This is a genomic window from Sandarakinorhabdus sp. DWP1-3-1 (genome assembly GCF_049896705.1).
Taxonomy (GTDB): Bacteria; Pseudomonadota; Alphaproteobacteria; order Sphingomonadales; family Sphingomonadaceae; genus Sandarakinorhabdus.
In genome coordinates, this window is sequence record NZ_JAFCUV010000002.1 from 354,733 (window position 1) to 368,561 (window position 13,829).

General features: G+C 66.8%; 13 protein-coding genes. 5 read left to right on the forward strand and 8 right to left on the reverse strand.

What is annotated here, in order from left to right; translation table 11 throughout:
* Positions 1-55 precede the first annotated feature (55 nt).
* From ACP7AI_RS11140 to nusB, 3 genes are all read right to left on the reverse strand, one after another.
* On the reverse strand, positions 56-2,176 hold the full coding sequence (locus ACP7AI_RS11140; RefSeq protein WP_426167314.1) for a sodium-translocating pyrophosphatase: 2,121 nt from the start codon (positions 2,174-2,176) through the stop codon (positions 56-58).
* A 113-nt stretch (positions 2,177-2,289) separates the two neighbouring features.
* The gene (gene thiL / locus ACP7AI_RS11145) at positions 2,290-3,198 is read right to left on the reverse strand and encodes a thiamine-phosphate kinase (RefSeq protein WP_426167316.1); all 909 of its coding nucleotides are present in this window, start codon (positions 3,196-3,198) and stop codon (positions 2,290-2,292) included.
* A gap of 1 nt (position 3,199) precedes the next feature.
* Positions 3,200-3,640: a transcription antitermination factor NusB gene (nusB, locus tag ACP7AI_RS11150; RefSeq protein WP_426167318.1), complete on the reverse strand. Its 441-nt coding sequence runs from the start codon at positions 3,638-3,640 to the stop codon at positions 3,200-3,202.
* A gap of 179 nt (positions 3,641-3,819) precedes the next feature.
* Here nusB and ACP7AI_RS11155 point away from each other — a divergent pair, with 179 nt between their 5' ends.
* Complete coding sequence (locus tag ACP7AI_RS11155; protein ID WP_426167320.1) at positions 3,820-5,316, forward strand: replicative DNA helicase; 1,497 nt, start codon at positions 3,820-3,822, stop codon at positions 5,314-5,316.
* 173 nt (positions 5,317-5,489) lie between these two features.
* Here the strand turns inward: ACP7AI_RS11155 and ACP7AI_RS11160 are convergent, their stop codons facing one another.
* The 5 genes from ACP7AI_RS11160 to ACP7AI_RS11180 all read right to left on the reverse strand — a co-directional run bounded on the left by ACP7AI_RS11160 (position 5,490) and on the right by ACP7AI_RS11180 (position 10,625).
* The gene (locus tag ACP7AI_RS11160) at positions 5,490-5,660 is read right to left on the reverse strand and encodes a Thivi_2564 family membrane protein (RefSeq protein ID WP_426167322.1); all 171 of its coding nucleotides are present in this window, start codon (positions 5,658-5,660) and stop codon (positions 5,490-5,492) included.
* A gap of 102 nt (positions 5,661-5,762) precedes the next feature.
* Positions 5,763-6,308, reverse strand: a complete 546-nt coding sequence (locus ACP7AI_RS11165) for an HD domain-containing protein (RefSeq protein WP_426167324.1) — start codon at positions 6,306-6,308, stop codon at positions 5,763-5,765.
* A gap of 25 nt (positions 6,309-6,333) precedes the next feature.
* Entirely contained in the window at positions 6,334-8,061 is a 1,728-nt protein-coding gene (locus ACP7AI_RS11170; RefSeq protein WP_426167326.1) for a class I adenylate-forming enzyme family protein, read from the reverse strand.
* A gap of 116 nt (positions 8,062-8,177) precedes the next feature.
* A complete protein-coding gene (locus ACP7AI_RS11175) occupies positions 8,178-9,317 on the reverse strand; it encodes an acyl-CoA dehydrogenase family protein (protein ID WP_426167328.1) in 1,140 nt (379 codons plus the stop codon).
* 123 nt (positions 9,318-9,440) lie between these two features.
* Complete coding sequence (locus tag ACP7AI_RS11180; RefSeq protein ID WP_426167330.1) at positions 9,441-10,625, reverse strand: acyl-CoA dehydrogenase family protein; 1,185 nt, start codon at positions 10,623-10,625, stop codon at positions 9,441-9,443.
* A gap of 86 nt (positions 10,626-10,711) precedes the next feature.
* On the opposite strand from ACP7AI_RS11180, the gene lgt reads away from it, so the two are divergent.
* Genes lgt through pgeF form a run of 4 tightly spaced genes read left to right on the forward strand, consistent with a single transcriptional unit; the run spans position 10,712 to position 13,819 of the window.
* Positions 10,712-11,584: a prolipoprotein diacylglyceryl transferase gene (lgt, locus tag ACP7AI_RS11185; RefSeq protein ID WP_426167332.1), complete on the forward strand. Its 873-nt coding sequence runs from the start codon at positions 10,712-10,714 to the stop codon at positions 11,582-11,584.
* Positions 11,581-12,564, forward strand: coding sequence for a class I SAM-dependent methyltransferase (locus tag ACP7AI_RS11190; RefSeq protein ID WP_426167334.1), 984 nt, complete (start codon positions 11,581-11,583; stop codon positions 12,562-12,564). The genes lgt and ACP7AI_RS11190 overlap by 4 nt, the downstream gene beginning before the upstream one ends.
* Positions 12,561-13,067 carry a GNAT family N-acetyltransferase gene (locus tag ACP7AI_RS11195; protein WP_426167336.1) on the forward strand — a complete coding sequence of 169 codons (507 nt, stop codon included), beginning with the start codon at positions 12,561-12,563 and terminating at the stop codon, positions 13,065-13,067. The genes ACP7AI_RS11190 and ACP7AI_RS11195 overlap by 4 nt, the downstream gene beginning before the upstream one ends.
* Positions 13,049-13,819, forward strand: a complete 771-nt coding sequence (pgeF, locus tag ACP7AI_RS11200) for a peptidoglycan editing factor PgeF (protein ID WP_426167338.1) — start codon at positions 13,049-13,051, stop codon at positions 13,817-13,819. Before ACP7AI_RS11195 ends, pgeF begins: the two co-directional genes overlap by 19 nt.
* The last annotated feature ends 10 nt before the right edge of the window (positions 13,820-13,829 follow it).

A 13,829-nucleotide genomic window follows, 5' to 3' on the forward strand; every position in this document is an offset into this window, starting at 1 on the left:
AGGCTACAACATGCTTACCGGTTTGAAAGCATTTCGACGCGGTAGGTGGAAACGATCAGTGCCCCGCCAGCGCCGCCAGCAGCAGCAGCGCGACGATGTTGGTGATCTTGATCATCGGGTTCACCGCCGGGCCGGCGGTGTCCTTGTACGGGTCGCCGACGGTGTCACCGGTCACCGCGGCCTGGTGGGCCGGGGAGCCCTTGCCGCCATAGGCGCCCTGCTCGATGACCTTTTTCGCATTGTCCCAGGCGCCGCCGCCCGACGTCATCGAGATGGCGACGAAAAGCCCCGAGACGATGACGCCCATCAGCAGTGCGCCCAAGGCCGCAAAGCCGTTACCCTGGGTCGAGACGGCTGTGATGACGAAATAGACAACGACCGGCGCCAGCACCGGCAGCAGCGACGGAATGATCATTTCCCGGATCGCACCCGCCGTGACGAGGCCGACGGTGCGGGCATAGTCCGGCCGCACGCTGCGATCGGCGATGCCGGGGTTCTCCTTGAACTGGGCGCGGATGTCCTGCGCCACGGCCGACGCCGTGCGCCCCACCGCCGTCATCGCCATGCCGCCGAACAGATAGGGCAGCAGCGCGCCCAGCAGCAGCCCGACGACGACATAGGGGTTCGACAGGGTGAAATCGACCGGCACATCGGCGAAGAACTGGCGCAGATCCTCGGTATAGGTGGCGAACAGCACCAGCGCAGCGAGACCCGCCGAGCCGATGGCATAGCCCTTGGTGACAGCCTTGGTGGTGTTGCCGACCGCATCCAGCGCATCGGTGCGTTCGCGGACCTCACCATCCAGGCCGGCCATTTCGGCGATGCCGCCGGCGTTGTCGGTGACCGGGCCATAGGCATCCAGTGCGACGACCATGCCGGCCAGCGCCAGCATGGCGGTGGCGGCAAAGGCGATGCCGATCAGGCCGGCAAGCTGGAAGCTGGCGATGATGCCGGCAACGATGACGATGGTGGGCATCGCGGTCGATTCCATCGACACGGCCAGACCCTGGATGACGTTGGTGCCATGGCCCGAATCCGATGCCTTGGCGATCGACTTCACCGGGCGATATTCGGTGCCAGTGTAGTATTCGGTGATCCAGACGATCAGCCCGGTCACCGCGAGCCCGACGAGCATGCAGTAGAACAGTGCCATCGCGGTGAAATCGGTCGGCGCGGCGACGGCGGCGGCAGCTTCGGCGCTGGCGACCTTGACCGAAATCACGGCGTTCATGTCGGGGAAGATCATGTTGGTGGCCAAATACAGCGCCGGCACCGACAGCAGCGCGGTGGCGATGAAACCCTTGTACAGCGCCCCCATGATGGTCCCGCCGCCGAGCCGGACGAAATAGGTGCCGATGATGCTGGTCAGGATGCAGACGCCACCGGCAAGCAGCGGCAGCGTCATCAACCGGGCCGCATCGGTGCCGCCGACGAGCAGCGCGACGAGCACCATGGTGGCACCGATGGTGACCACATAGGTTTCGAAAAGATCGGCGGCCATGCCGGCGCAATCGCCGACATTGTCGCCGACGTTGTCGGCGATGACGCCGGGGTTGCGATCGTCGTCCTCGTCGAAGCCCAATTCGTTCTTGCCGACCATGTCGGCACCGACATCGGCGGCCTTGGTGAAGATGCCGCCACCGAGCCGCGCGAAGATGGAAATCAGCGAGGCGCCGAAGCTGAGCGCGACGAGCGCGTTGATGACTTCGCGGCTGGTGGCATCGAGGCCGGTCGAGGTCAGGAAGTAGAAATAGCCGGCGATGGCGAGCAGGGCGAGGCCGGCGACGAGCATGCCGGTGACGGCACCCGAGCGGAACGCCATGGTCAGCCCGGCCTGCAGCGAGTTGCGCGCGGCCTCGGCCGTGCGGACATTGGCACGCACCGAAATGTTCATGCCGATGAAGCCGGTGACACCCGACAGCACCGCCCCGATGACGAAACCGATGGCGGGATAGACGCCGAGGAATACCGCGACGACGACAGCGACGATCACGCCGACGATGCCGATCGCGGTATACTGCTTGGTCAGATAGGCGCTGGCACCTTCCTGGATCGCCGCGGCGATCTCCTGCATGCGGGCGTTGCCCGGCGAGGCGGCAAGAACCTGCCGGGAGGTGATGATGCCATAGAGGACGGCAGCGACACCGCAGAGGATCGCGATCAGCACGGTGTTCATAGGCCAGGTCCCCAAGCGTTCGCCGACGTGATTTCCGCGTCGAAGCGACGCAGCGCCGGTCCGTTCGTCAAGGTCATGGCAAAGCGCCGGGGGTAAGGCAAGCGGCGCCCCGATTAATGTTCCCAGCCAAGTCGTGCGGGCGTCACCAGCCCGCCGGCGAGCGACAGCCCGGCGCCATTGCCTACCGTGCCGATCCGCGTGACCCCGATCTTGCCCGCCGGGATGGCGGCACCCGGCGCGGCGGTGAACAACAGCTCGTAGTCGTCGCCGGCAGTGGCCCGCGCCAACCGCTCGGCATCGGTCGCGGCAGGTGTCGAAACCGGCAACGTCGCCAGGTCGATCGTGATGGCGACGCCGCTCGCGCGCGCCAGCCGGTCGGCATCGATCAGCAGGCCGTCCGACACGTCCATGCAGGCGCTGGCCACCCCGATCAGCGCATGGCCCAACGCCAGCCGCGGCTCCGGTCGCCGAAAGCGGGCGAGCAGCCGCTTGTCCATCGGCGCCAGCCCCTGCGCGATCGCCAGACCCAGCCCGGCATCGCCGATCGTCCCCGACACCCAGACGTCATCGCCAGGCTGCGCGCCGCTGCGGCCGAGCGTCCGGCCCGGCGCGACATGGCCGACCGCTGTCAGTCCGAGCACCGCCGCGGCAAGCCCGGTGACCGTGTCGCCACCCCAGAGCGCCACGCCGAAGTGATCGAGCGCCCGGCCCAGCCCGGCGGTAAAGGCGTCTCGCCAGCCGTCATCCTCCGCCGGCGACAGCCCGAGCCCCATCAGCACACCCGCCGGCGTTGCGCCCATCGCGGCCAGGTCGGAGAGGTTCACCGCCAGCAGCTTCCAGGCGATGTCGGATGGCGGGTCGGATGGCAGATAATGCACGCCGCAGGCCAGCACATCATGGGTAAAGACGAGTTCGCGGCCCAGCGGCGGTGCCCAGACGGCGGCATCGTCGGCAAGGCCACGCGCCGCGGCACTGGTGGCAAGGGGAGCGAGGCGCGACCGAATGAAGTCGCGCTCGGCCATGTCAGCCGCGCACCCGCCGCGCCACCGTGTCCAGCAGGCCGTTGACGAACTTGGCCTCCTTCTCGGCATGGAAGGCGTGGGACACGTCGACATATTCGTTGATCACGGTGGCGGCCGCGATATCGGCGCGCGCCACCAACTCATAGGTCGCGGCGCGCAGTAGCGCCCGCATCGGCTTGTCGAGCCGGTCGAGCGTCCAGCCCGTCGCCAGCGCCGCCGATACCAGCGCGTCGAGCTCGTCCTGCCGCGCCGCAACGCCGGTCACCAGGTCGTCGAAGAACGCCGTGTCGGCCTCGGCATAGTCGGCGCCCTCGATTTCCTGCCCCAGCCGGTGGGAATGGAATTCATGCAGCAGCCGCGGCACGGCGTCGCCGTTCATCTCGCGCTGGTATAGCGCCTGGACGGCCCCGAGACGGGCGGCGGAACGTGCGGTGTTGGTCATGGTCGGGGGCGTCTAGCGGGGTGGGCGCGAAAAGTCACGGTACGAGCCTCCGGCGGCTGGGCCCTTGGCCCCAGACCCCCTTTGCCGGAGGCGGTTATACCGGTTCGTCCACAGACCTGTCCCCGGTCTTGGCAGCGCATGGCGTTGCCCCGGACGTCGCATTGCGCGACTATGCCGGCATGATTTCCCCGATCCCGCTTCGCATCGTCGAACCCGCCGCCGACACCGCCACCCTGCCGCAGAACCTCGAGGCCGAGGCCGCGCTGCTCGGCGCGCTGATGATCGACAATCGCCTGGTCGAAGATGTCATGATGCGGCTGGGGTCGCAGCATTTCGCCGAGGCGCTCCATGGTCGCATCTACGAGGCGATCCTGCGGCTGAGTGATCGCAAGATGGCGGCGACCCCGGTGACGCTGAAACCGCTGTTCGAGGCCGATCCGGCGATGATCGAGATGGGCGGCCCGGCCTATCTCGCCGGGCTCACCCAACATTCGGGCGCGCTGATCGCCGCCAAGGACTTTGCCCAGCAGATCTATGACCTGGCCTTGCTGCGCGAGCTGATTCGCGTCGGCCGCGAGATGGCGGTGAGCGCCGCCGACACCTCGACTGATGTCGAGCCGCTGAAGCAGATCGAAAGCGCCGAAATGGCGCTCTACAAGGTCGCCGAGGCGGGCGAAGTCGCCGGGGCCGTCAAGACCTTCGGCCAGGCGACACGCGAAGCCATCGAAATGGCCGACCGCGCCATGAAATCGGGCGGCCATCTGTCGGGCTATACGACCGGGCTCAACGCCCTCAATGAAAAGATCGGCGGCCTGCACAAGTCCGACCTTGTCATCCTCGCCGGCCGTCCGGCGATGGGCAAGACGGCGCTTGCCACCAACATCGCCTTTGCCTGCGCCCAGCGCTTCGTTCAGGACCAGGCGCGGAATATCGACCCCGAGAAATCGAGCGGCGCCGCGGTCGCGTTCTTCAGCCTGGAAATGTCGTCGGACCAGCTGGCGACGCGCGTGCTTGCCGAGCAATCCGGCGTGAACAGCGAGGCGCTGCGCATGGGCAAGATCAGCCAGGACGAGTTCAACCGGCTGGCGCGCGCTGCCGGCGACCTGTCGGGACTGCCGCTATTCATCGACGATACGCCGGCCTTGAGCATCGCGGCGCTGCGCACCCGCGCCCGGCGGTTGAAGCGGCAGCGCGAGATCGGTTTGATCGTCGTCGATTACCTGCAGCTGCTGCAGGGGTCGGCCAAGGGCGCCGCCGAGAACCGCGTCCAGGAGATTTCGGAGATCACCCGCGGCCTGAAGACGCTCGCCAAGGAACTGCAGGTGCCGGTGCTGGCGCTGTCGCAGCTCAGCCGTGCCGTCGAGGCGCGCGAGGACAAGCGACCGCAGCTGTCGGACCTGCGCGAATCGGGCACCATCGAGCAGGACGCCGATATCGTGCTGTTCGTCTATCGCGAGGAATATTACCACGCGCTGAAACAGCCCGACCCCGAAGAAGCCGACAAGCATCTGAAATGGCGCGAAAAGGCCGAGAAGATCTTCGGCCTCGCCGAAGTCATCGTCGCCAAGCAGCGCCACGGGTCGACGGGCAGCGTGCCGCTGACCTTCCACAAGCAGATCACCAAGTTCGCCGACCGGGCGGAGGGCGACTATATCCCGGAACAGATCGGGGAATAGCGAGCGAGCCGCGTCAGGTGCGGACGACCAGCAAAATCATCGCCGGGCCGAGCATATGGGAAACCGGCAGCGGAACAGAGCTCCTGGTTCGGGCCCGTCCCCAATGTACCAGCTTCATATCGAGCGCAGGGAGCCGACAGCCGCAGTTTGGCGGCTATCGGCTCCGAACAGGATCAGCCGAGCCCGCCGAGAACGCCGAGCGAACGCAACAGCCAGATGACGACGGCGATGACAATGACGATGTTCAGGATGCTTTTGATCTTCCCGTCCATCGGCAGGTAGGTGTTCACCAGCCAGAGCAGCACGCCGACGACGATGAGGGTGATGATGATGTTGATCAACATGGCTTGACTCCGAAGCAAAGGAGCGACGGATGTCGCACTGCCACGGAAGAACGCCCGTTGTGCAGGAACGTTCCGGGGGTAGCCCCGATCGTTCCGGATGCATCAATAAGCGCGGACGGGCCGGGAAAACACTCGGGTCACCTCGGGTTCGAAGCTTTCCAGGCTGTCGCTGTCATACGCCGGGTCGAATGCCGGCGCATCCCAGCGGTCGACCAGCTTTTCGGCCGTGGCGAACCAGGGCTCTTGCCTGAACCGCTCGCGCATGTCGGCGGGCTTGCCGAGATACTCGTAATAATATTTGCCCTGGAAATCCTGATGCCATTTGACGGCGTGGTACAGATCCTCGGAAACATAGGGCTTCAGGATTTCGGCGGCGATCGGGCCGTGGTTGGGGATGCTCATCAGCTTACCGATATCGTGGCACAGCGCAGCGACGATTTCCTCGTCGCTGGCGCCATCGCGGCGGGCGAGCGTCGCCGTCATCAGGCTGTGCTGCAGCTGGTTGGCGCCGAAACCGACTTCGATCGTCTCCAGTCGGCGCAACGACTCCATGATCTGCTGCGGTGCCGCCGACACCTGGTGCTCCATATGCGCCTTGGCGATTTGGCCCCAGTCGTCCCTGGTACCTTCGAGCATCGTGGTGAACATCGTCGTTCTCCCGTAACAATCCGACTCAGGCAGCCTTGCCCAGGTGCACCGCGCGATAATGCGTCCTCAGTGTCACCTTGTCGATCTTGGCGGAACCCAGCTTGGGCAAGGGCTCGGGGTTGAGCCAGATCTTTGCCGGCAGCTTGAAGCTGGCGAGGTCGCGCGCGATGAAGTCGTAAAGATCGGCGGCTTCCAGTGTCGAGCCCGGCTTCACAAAAACCACGGCGCCGACGATCTCCCCCAACCGGTCGTCGGGCAGGCCGAAGACGCTGCATTCGGCGACCGCCGGGTGGGTGTAGATCGCCGATTCGACCTCCTGGCAGCTGATGTTCTCGCCGCCGCGGATGATGATGTCCTTCTTCCGGTCGACGATGAACAGGTAACCGTCCTCGTCGAGGTAACCGAGGTCGCCGCTGCGGAACCAGCCATTACCCGGAAAGGCGGCAGCGGTGGCCTCGGGCTTGTTCCAATAGCCGCGGCAGTTGCAGACGGTGCGGATGCAGACCTCGCCGACGGTGCCCGCCGGTGCCCCGGCGCCGACCGGACCGTCGCCCTGGTCGATGCGCAGTTCGACGAGCGGCGCCGCGGCGCGGCCGGTGGAGGCGGGTTTGGCGCGATAATTGTCGCGGAAATTACCGGCGCCGACGCCGTTGGTCTCGGTCAGGCCATAGCCCTGCACCGGATTGGTGCCGACGAAGGTCCTGGCGAGGCGCTCGACATGCTCGGCCGGCCGCGGCGCGCCCCCGCTGGCGATGTCGACCAGCGACGACAGGTCGTATTTGTCATGGTCCGGGTGCTGCATCAGTTCGAGACTCATGGTCGGCACGCCGACGAAATAGGTCGCGCGCTCCTTCTCGATCAGCCGCAGTGCCTCGCCGGCATCCCATTTGTGCATGATGACCATCTTGCGGCCGATGGCGACCGATACCAGCAGCACCGGCACCGATCCCGTGATGTGGAACAGCGGCACGTTGAGCAGCATGACCTGCTGGTCGGGCATGGTGGCGCCCGACGCTTGCGACAGGTTCAGCAGCGCCAGCCCGGCGACGAGATAGTTCATGGCGCCCGACACGATGGCACGATGCGTCGACACGGCGCCCTTGGGGCTGCCGGTCGAGCCCGACGTGTACATGATGGTCGCGTCGTCCTCCGGCGCGATCTCGGGCAGGAACCAGCAACTGTCGGGCGCTGCCGCGAGCTCGTCCTCGGTGCGGGCAAAGCCCAGGCTGGTGGCGACCTCGGCCGAAGTGCGTACGGTGAGCACCTTGGCGATGCACGACAATGTGGCGAGGCGGCGGGCGCGCTCCTCGTCGGCGATGGCGAGACGGGCGCCGGAATCCTTGAGGCCGTAGTCGAGTTCCTCGGCCGTCCACCAGGCGTTCATCGGGATGGCGATGGCGCCGAGATGGAGGACGCCGACAAACGCTACCACCCATTCGGGATAGTTGCGCATCGCGATGGCGACGCGGTCGCCCTTGGCGATGCCGTGGCGATGCTGCAGCATGGCGGCGAACTTCAGCCCGCGGGCATGGACCTCGGCAAAGGTCAGCCGTTCATCGCCATAGACGAGGAACTCCTTGGTGGCGTTGGCTGCGAAGAAGAAGGCGAAATATTCGCGCATCGAGGGCGGCGCGGCGGTGAAGCCGGGCAGGGTGGCGCCGCGCACCGACACCTCGCCGACGGCCAGCGGCCCGCCGGCAGCGGTAATGCCCGAAATGACGGTATCGAGGGCAGTATCGAGCGCGGACTTCATGGCATTCCCCAGGCATGGCGATGGCGGGCGGTTGGTCCGCCTCTTGGTCGCGGCCTAAATGGCATGCCTAGCGCCATTTGCAACATCGTCCTTCCTCCGCCTCGGGGGCAGGACGGTCAGTAGCCCATCAGCCGCGCCAGCCGGTCGCCGTGAAATGCGATGTCGCCGAAGGTCTCCTGCGCGGCGCGGGCGCGCTTCATGTAGAAGCCGATGTCGAAATCGTCGGTCATGCCGATGCCGCCGTGCATCTGGACACCTTCGTTGGTGGCCAGCTTGGCGACTTCGCCGGACTTGGCCTTGGCCAGTGACGCGAACATCGGCGCGCGATCGTCCTTTTCATCGAGCGCGACAAGCGCCCGCAATGTGGCGGAACGGGCCAGCTCGACCTCGCAGAAAAGGTGTGCGGCGCGGTGCTGCAACGCCTGGAAGCTGCCGATCTTCTGGCCGAACTGCTCGCGCTGCTTCAGATAATCGACGGTACGGGTGAAGCTTTCCGACGACACGCCGAGCATTTCGGCGGCGAGGCAGGCGCGGCCGGCATCGAGTACCGTCTCGAGAATGGCAAAGCCGCCGCCGACATCGCCCAGCACATCGGCGCCATCGACCTGGACATCGGCAAGCGTGATGCGCGCGGCGTTGCGGCTGTCGACCATCGACCGACGTTCGGCGGCGACGCCGGCGGCCTTGGCGTCGACAAGGAACAGGGTGATGCCGTCCTTGTCCCTGTCATCGCCCGAGGTGCGCGCCGCGACGATCAGCGTGTCGGCGACATGACCGTCGAGGACGAAGCTCTTGGTGCCATTGAGCCGGAAGCCGTTGCCCGACGGCGTCGCGGTGGTGGTGACATGTGCCGGATTGTGCCGCGCCGCCTCATCCGCGGCGAGGGCGAACAGGCGCTTGCCCTCGGCGATCAGCGGCAGATACTTCGCCTGCTGGTCAGGCGTGCCGCCGGCGACGAGCGCCGTGGTGCCGAGCACCGCCGTCGACAGCATCGGCGCGGCGCTGAGGTTGCGGCCGATGGCCTCCATGATCAGCCCGGCGGCGACGTGGCCGAAGCCGGCGCCGCCATGTTCCTCGGGCACCAGTACGCCGGCGAAGCCCATTTCGGCCATCTTGCCCCAGGTGTCGCGGTCGAAGCCGGTGGCGTCCTTGGCATCGCGCAGCGCACGATGCTGGTTCACGGGGGCCTCGGTCTTGAAGAAACCGTCGGCCGATTCACGGATCATCTTCTGGTCGTCGGTGAGAACTAGGGCCATTTTACTTCTTCCTGCTCCCCTCCTGCCTGCGGGAGGGGTCGTTGGGGTATGCTGCGAACGGACGGATTTTGCGGGTGAAGACTCCCCCACCCCCAGCCTCTCCCACAGGCGGGAGGGGAGCGATCAGGCCCCCGGCAATTCCAGCACGCGCTTGGCGATGATGTTGAGGTTGATCTCGCTGGTGCCGCCCTCGATCGAATTGGCACGGCTGCGCAGCCAGTTGCGAGCCAGGTCGCCCTCACCTTCACCGGGACCTTCCCAGACCAGGCCATCGCTGCCGTTGACGCTCATCAGCAGCTGCATCCGGTCCTTGTTGAGCTCGGTGCCGTAATATTTCAGCATCGACGACAGCGCACCGACGCCCTGGCCGGCCTTGGCCTCGTCCTTCACCCGCTCCATCGTCAGCGCGAACGCCCAGGCGTTGATCTCGTGGCGGACGATGTCGGTGCGAAGGCCGGTATCGGCGAGGATCGCGGCATCGAGGCCGATCTGCCGCTTGGCGATCTGGCTGACGCCGTCGCGCATGCCGCCGCCGGTCGAATCGCTGCCGCCGATCATCTCGCGCTCATGGGTCAGCAGATATTTGGCGATGTCCCAGCCCTTGCCGGCCTGGCCCATCAGGTTTTCCTTGGGCACTTCGACATTGTCGAAGAACGTCTGGCAGAACGGGGAGGCGCCCGAAATCAGCTTGATCGGCGAGGTCGACACGCCCGGGCTGTCCATGTCGAAAAGCAGGAACGAGATGCCGAGGTGCTTGGCGACCGTCGGATCGGTGCGCACGAGGCAGAAGATCCAGTCCGCCTTGTCGGCATAGCTGGTCCAGACCTTGCTGCCGTTGACGAGGTAATGATCGCCCTTGTCCTCGGCGGACGTGCGCAGCGCGGCGAGGTCGGACCCGGCGCCCGGCTCCGAATAGCCCTGGCACCAGCGGATTTCGCCGCGCGCGATCCTGGGCAGATGCTCCCTCTTCTGCGCCTCATTGCCGTATTTCAGCAGCGCCGGGCCCAGCATCCAGATGCCGAACGACGACAGCGGCGATCGCGCCTTGATGCGGCGCATCTCGCTGTCGAGCACCTTGGCCTCGTCCTTCGACAGGCCGCCACCGCCATATTCGGTCGGCCATTCGGGCACCGTCCAGCCGCGTTCGCCCATGCGGTCCATCCACAGCCGCTGCGGTTCGGACAGTTTCGCCTTGCGACCGCCCCAGCAGACGTCGGCATCGCGGGTGATCGGCGTGCGCATCTCGGCGGGGCAATTCGCCTCCAGCCATTCGCGAGTCTCGGCGCGGAATGTCTCCAGGTCGGCCATCTGCCGTGTCTCCCCTCTGGCGTTCTGTTATTCCGGCTTTATGGTGCCGGCCGCCGGTCACGGCAAGCTGACAAAAGGCGCATAGGTTGCTTCACCTGACCCACATTGCCGTGGATTTCGCCACCCTGCCGCTGCGTCCCGAAGTGTTCACCATCGGGCCATTCGGGGGCTGGGGGCCGTTCTCGCTGCGCTGGTATTCCCTGAGCTATATCGCCGCCATCGTCATCGGCTGGTGGCTGCTGGCGAAGATGATCAAGCTGCCGGGATCGCCGATGACCAGTGAGCAGCTCGACAGCTTCATCACCTGGGCAACGCTCGGCGTCATCATCGGCGGCCGGCTCGGCTATGTGCTGTTCTACAACCTGCCCCAATATGTCGCCCAACCGCTCAATATCCTGCGGGTCTGGGACGGCGGCATGTCTTCCCATGGCGGCATCGCCGGGGTCATCCTCGGCTGCATCGGCTTTGGCCTCGCCAACCGGGTCAACGGGCTCCGGGTGCTCGACTATGTCGCGACGGTATCGCCGATCGGCCTCGGTCTCGGCCGCCTCGCCAATTTCGTCAACGGCGAGCTGTGGGGGCGTCCCACCGGCACCGACTGGGGCGTGATCTTTCCGGGTGCCGGTCCGGAACCGCGCTATCCGTCCCAGCTGTTCGAATTCGCGCTGGAGGGCGTGCTGCTGTTCAGCATCATGGCCATGCTGTTCTGGGGTACCCGGGCGCGGCTGCGGCCGGGGCTGCTCGCCGGGGTGTTCGGCGTCGCCTATGGCGTGTCGCGCTTCATCGTCGAATTCTTCCGCGAACCCGACGTCCAGATCGGCTTCCTGTCGACGGGCCTGACCATGGGCCAGACACTGACCATCCCGATGACGATCATCGGTGCCATCCTGCTGGCGCGGGCACTGGCACGGCCGCCGCTGCCGGCGCCAGTGCCGGACGCCGACCAAAAACCGGCGTGAGCGACCTCGCCGCGGTGCTCCGGGCCCGCATCGCCCGCGACGGCCCGTTGCGGCTCGATCACTGGATGGCCGCCTGCAACGCCGCCTACTACACCGGGCCGGACCCGCTCGGCCGCGATTTCGTCACCGCGCCGGAAATCAGCCAGATGTTCGGGGAGATCATCGGCGGCTGGATCGGCGACCTGTGGCTGCGCGCCGGCCGACCGGCGGTGCGGCTCGTGGAGCTGGGCCCTGGCCGCGGCACGCTGATCGCCGACGCGCTGCGTGTGCTGGCGCGGGTGCCGGGCTTTGCGGCGCCGCTGGCGCTGGTCGAAACCAGCCCGGCCTTGCGTGCGCAGCAGGCCGGGCGAGTCGTCGCGGACTGGTACGACAGCCTGAGCGACGTGCCCGACGACCTGCCGGTGATCATCATTGCCAACGAATTCTTCGATGCCCTCCCGATTCGCCAGTTCGACGGCGCCGGCGGTGAGCGCGCCGCTGCCATTGCCGGCGATGGCTTTGCCGCGGCCGTCATTCCCGCACCCGGCACGCCGGCCGGCGAAGCCTCGCCCGCCGGCCACGTCATCGCCGCGGTCATCGGCGACCGCCTGCGCCGGCAGGGCGGAGCGGCGCTGATCATCGACTATGGCTATGCCGATACGGTTGCCGGCGATACTTTGCAGGCGCTTCGCAACCACAGCATGGCCGATCCCTTTGCCGCACCGGGAGACAGCGACCTGACCGCCCATGTCGACTTCACCGCCCTCGCCCGCGCCGCCGGCGCCTTGCGGGTGTCCGGCCCGGTGCCGCAGGGGGTCTGGCTGGCGCGGCTGGGCATCGAGGCGCGCGCTGCGGCCTTGCAGTCGCGCAATCGTGATGCGGCAGGTGGCATCGCGGCGGCATTGGTGCGGCTCACCGCACCGACACAGATGGGCAATCTGTTCAAGGCCATGGCGCTGTCGGCGCCGCACTGGCCGAAACCGGCGGGGTTCGACACATGATCACCTATCGCGATGCGGGCCCAGGGGACGGTGCCGTGCTCGGCGGCATCGCCCGCGCCACCTTCATCGAAACCTTCGGCAGCCTCTATTCGATCGCCAATCTCGATGCTTTTCTCGCCAGCGGTACCGATGCCGCCTATGGCGCCGAACTCGCAGATCCCGAAATCGCCGTGCACTTTGCCCTTTCGGGCGGCAACCCCGTCGGTTTCTGCAAGATCGGCCGCCTGAAACTGCCCGCGGAGACCCGCGAGCCCGCCATGGAACTGCGCCAGCTCTACATCTTCCGCCCCTGGCAGGGCGTCGGCATCGCCGACGTGCTGACCCGCTGGGCGCTCGACACGGCGCGGGCGCGCGGCGCGCACGAGATCTGGCTGTCGGTGTTCACCGAAAATCCGCGGGCGCGGCGCTTCTATGCCCGCCACGGCTTTGTCGAGATCGCGCCGTACCGCTTCATGGTCGGCGACCAGGCCGACGAGGATGTCCTGTGTCGGGCGATCCTGTGACGGTGCCGCATGTCACCGCGTCGGCGCTGGGCGTGCGCCATGGCTTTGTCGGGCGGCAGGGCGGTGTGTCGGATGGCATCTTTGCCAGTCTCAACGTCGGGCTGGGTTCGTCCGACGACCCCGCGCTGGTGCGGGAGAACCGCCACCGGGCCGTCACTTCAGTCGCGCCTGGCGCAGCGCTGGTGACGCTGCACCAGATCCACAGCAACATCGTCGTGCCGGTCACCGCCGCCTTTCCCGATGCCGAACGCCCCCATGCCGATGCGATGGTCACCGCGACGCCCGGCCTGGCGCTCGGCATCCTGACCGCCGATTGTGCACCGATCCTGCTCGCCGATGTCGAAGCCGGCGTCATCGGCGCGGCGCATTCGGGCTGGAAAGGCGCGCTCCACGACATCGCCGGCGCCACTGTCGCGGCGATGGTCGGGCTCGGCGCCCGGCGTGATCGCATCGTCGCCGCCATCGGGCCGTGCATCGCGCGTGCCAGCTACGAGGTCGATGCCGGCTTTCGCGACCGCTTCATCGCCGACAGCCCGGCACACGACGGTTTCTTCAGCGGCGGCAGGGCAGGCCATTTCCAGTTCGATCTGGAGGGTTTTGTCGCCATGCGGCTGGCCAATGCCGGCGTCCGCACCGTCGTCGCGCTCGGCATCGATACCTATCCCGACGATGGCCGCTGGTTCAGTTATCGTCGCACCACCCATCGCGGCGAAGCGGACTATGGTCGGCAGGTCGCGCTGATCGCGCTCTAGGAGGTGTGCC

What these genes read in the sequence shown, in the direction of transcription:
- ACP7AI_RS11170 (WP_426167326.1), bottom strand. Translation starts at nt 8,061, where the DNA reads ATGAAGTCCGCGCTCGATACTGCCCTCGATACCGTCATTTCGGGCATT.
- ACP7AI_RS11195 (WP_426167336.1), top strand. Translation starts at nt 12,561, where the DNA reads ATGATCACCTATCGCGATGCGGGCCCAGGGGACGGTGCCGTGCTCGGC.
- nusB (WP_426167318.1), bottom strand. Translation starts at nt 3,640, where the DNA reads ATGACCAACACCGCACGTTCCGCCGCCCGTCTCGGGGCCGTCCAGGCG.
- ACP7AI_RS11155 (WP_426167320.1), top strand. Translation starts at nt 3,820, where the DNA reads ATGATTTCCCCGATCCCGCTTCGCATCGTCGAACCCGCCGCCGACACC.
- ACP7AI_RS11180 (WP_426167330.1), bottom strand. Translation starts at nt 10,625, where the DNA reads ATGGCCGACCTGGAGACATTCCGCGCCGAGACTCGCGAATGGCTGGAG.
- ACP7AI_RS11165 (WP_426167324.1), bottom strand. Translation starts at nt 6,308, where the DNA reads ATGTTCACCACGATGCTCGAAGGTACCAGGGACGACTGGGGCCAAATC.
- ACP7AI_RS11160 (WP_426167322.1), bottom strand. Translation starts at nt 5,660, where the DNA reads ATGTTGATCAACATCATCATCACCCTCATCGTCGTCGGCGTGCTGCTC.
- thiL (WP_426167316.1), bottom strand. Translation starts at nt 3,198, where the DNA reads ATGGCCGAGCGCGACTTCATTCGGTCGCGCCTCGCTCCCCTTGCCACC.
- ACP7AI_RS11175 (WP_426167328.1), bottom strand. Translation starts at nt 9,317, where the DNA reads ATGGCCCTAGTTCTCACCGACGACCAGAAGATGATCCGTGAATCGGCC.
- ACP7AI_RS11140 (WP_426167314.1), bottom strand. Translation starts at nt 2,176, where the DNA reads ATGAACACCGTGCTGATCGCGATCCTCTGCGGTGTCGCTGCCGTCCTC.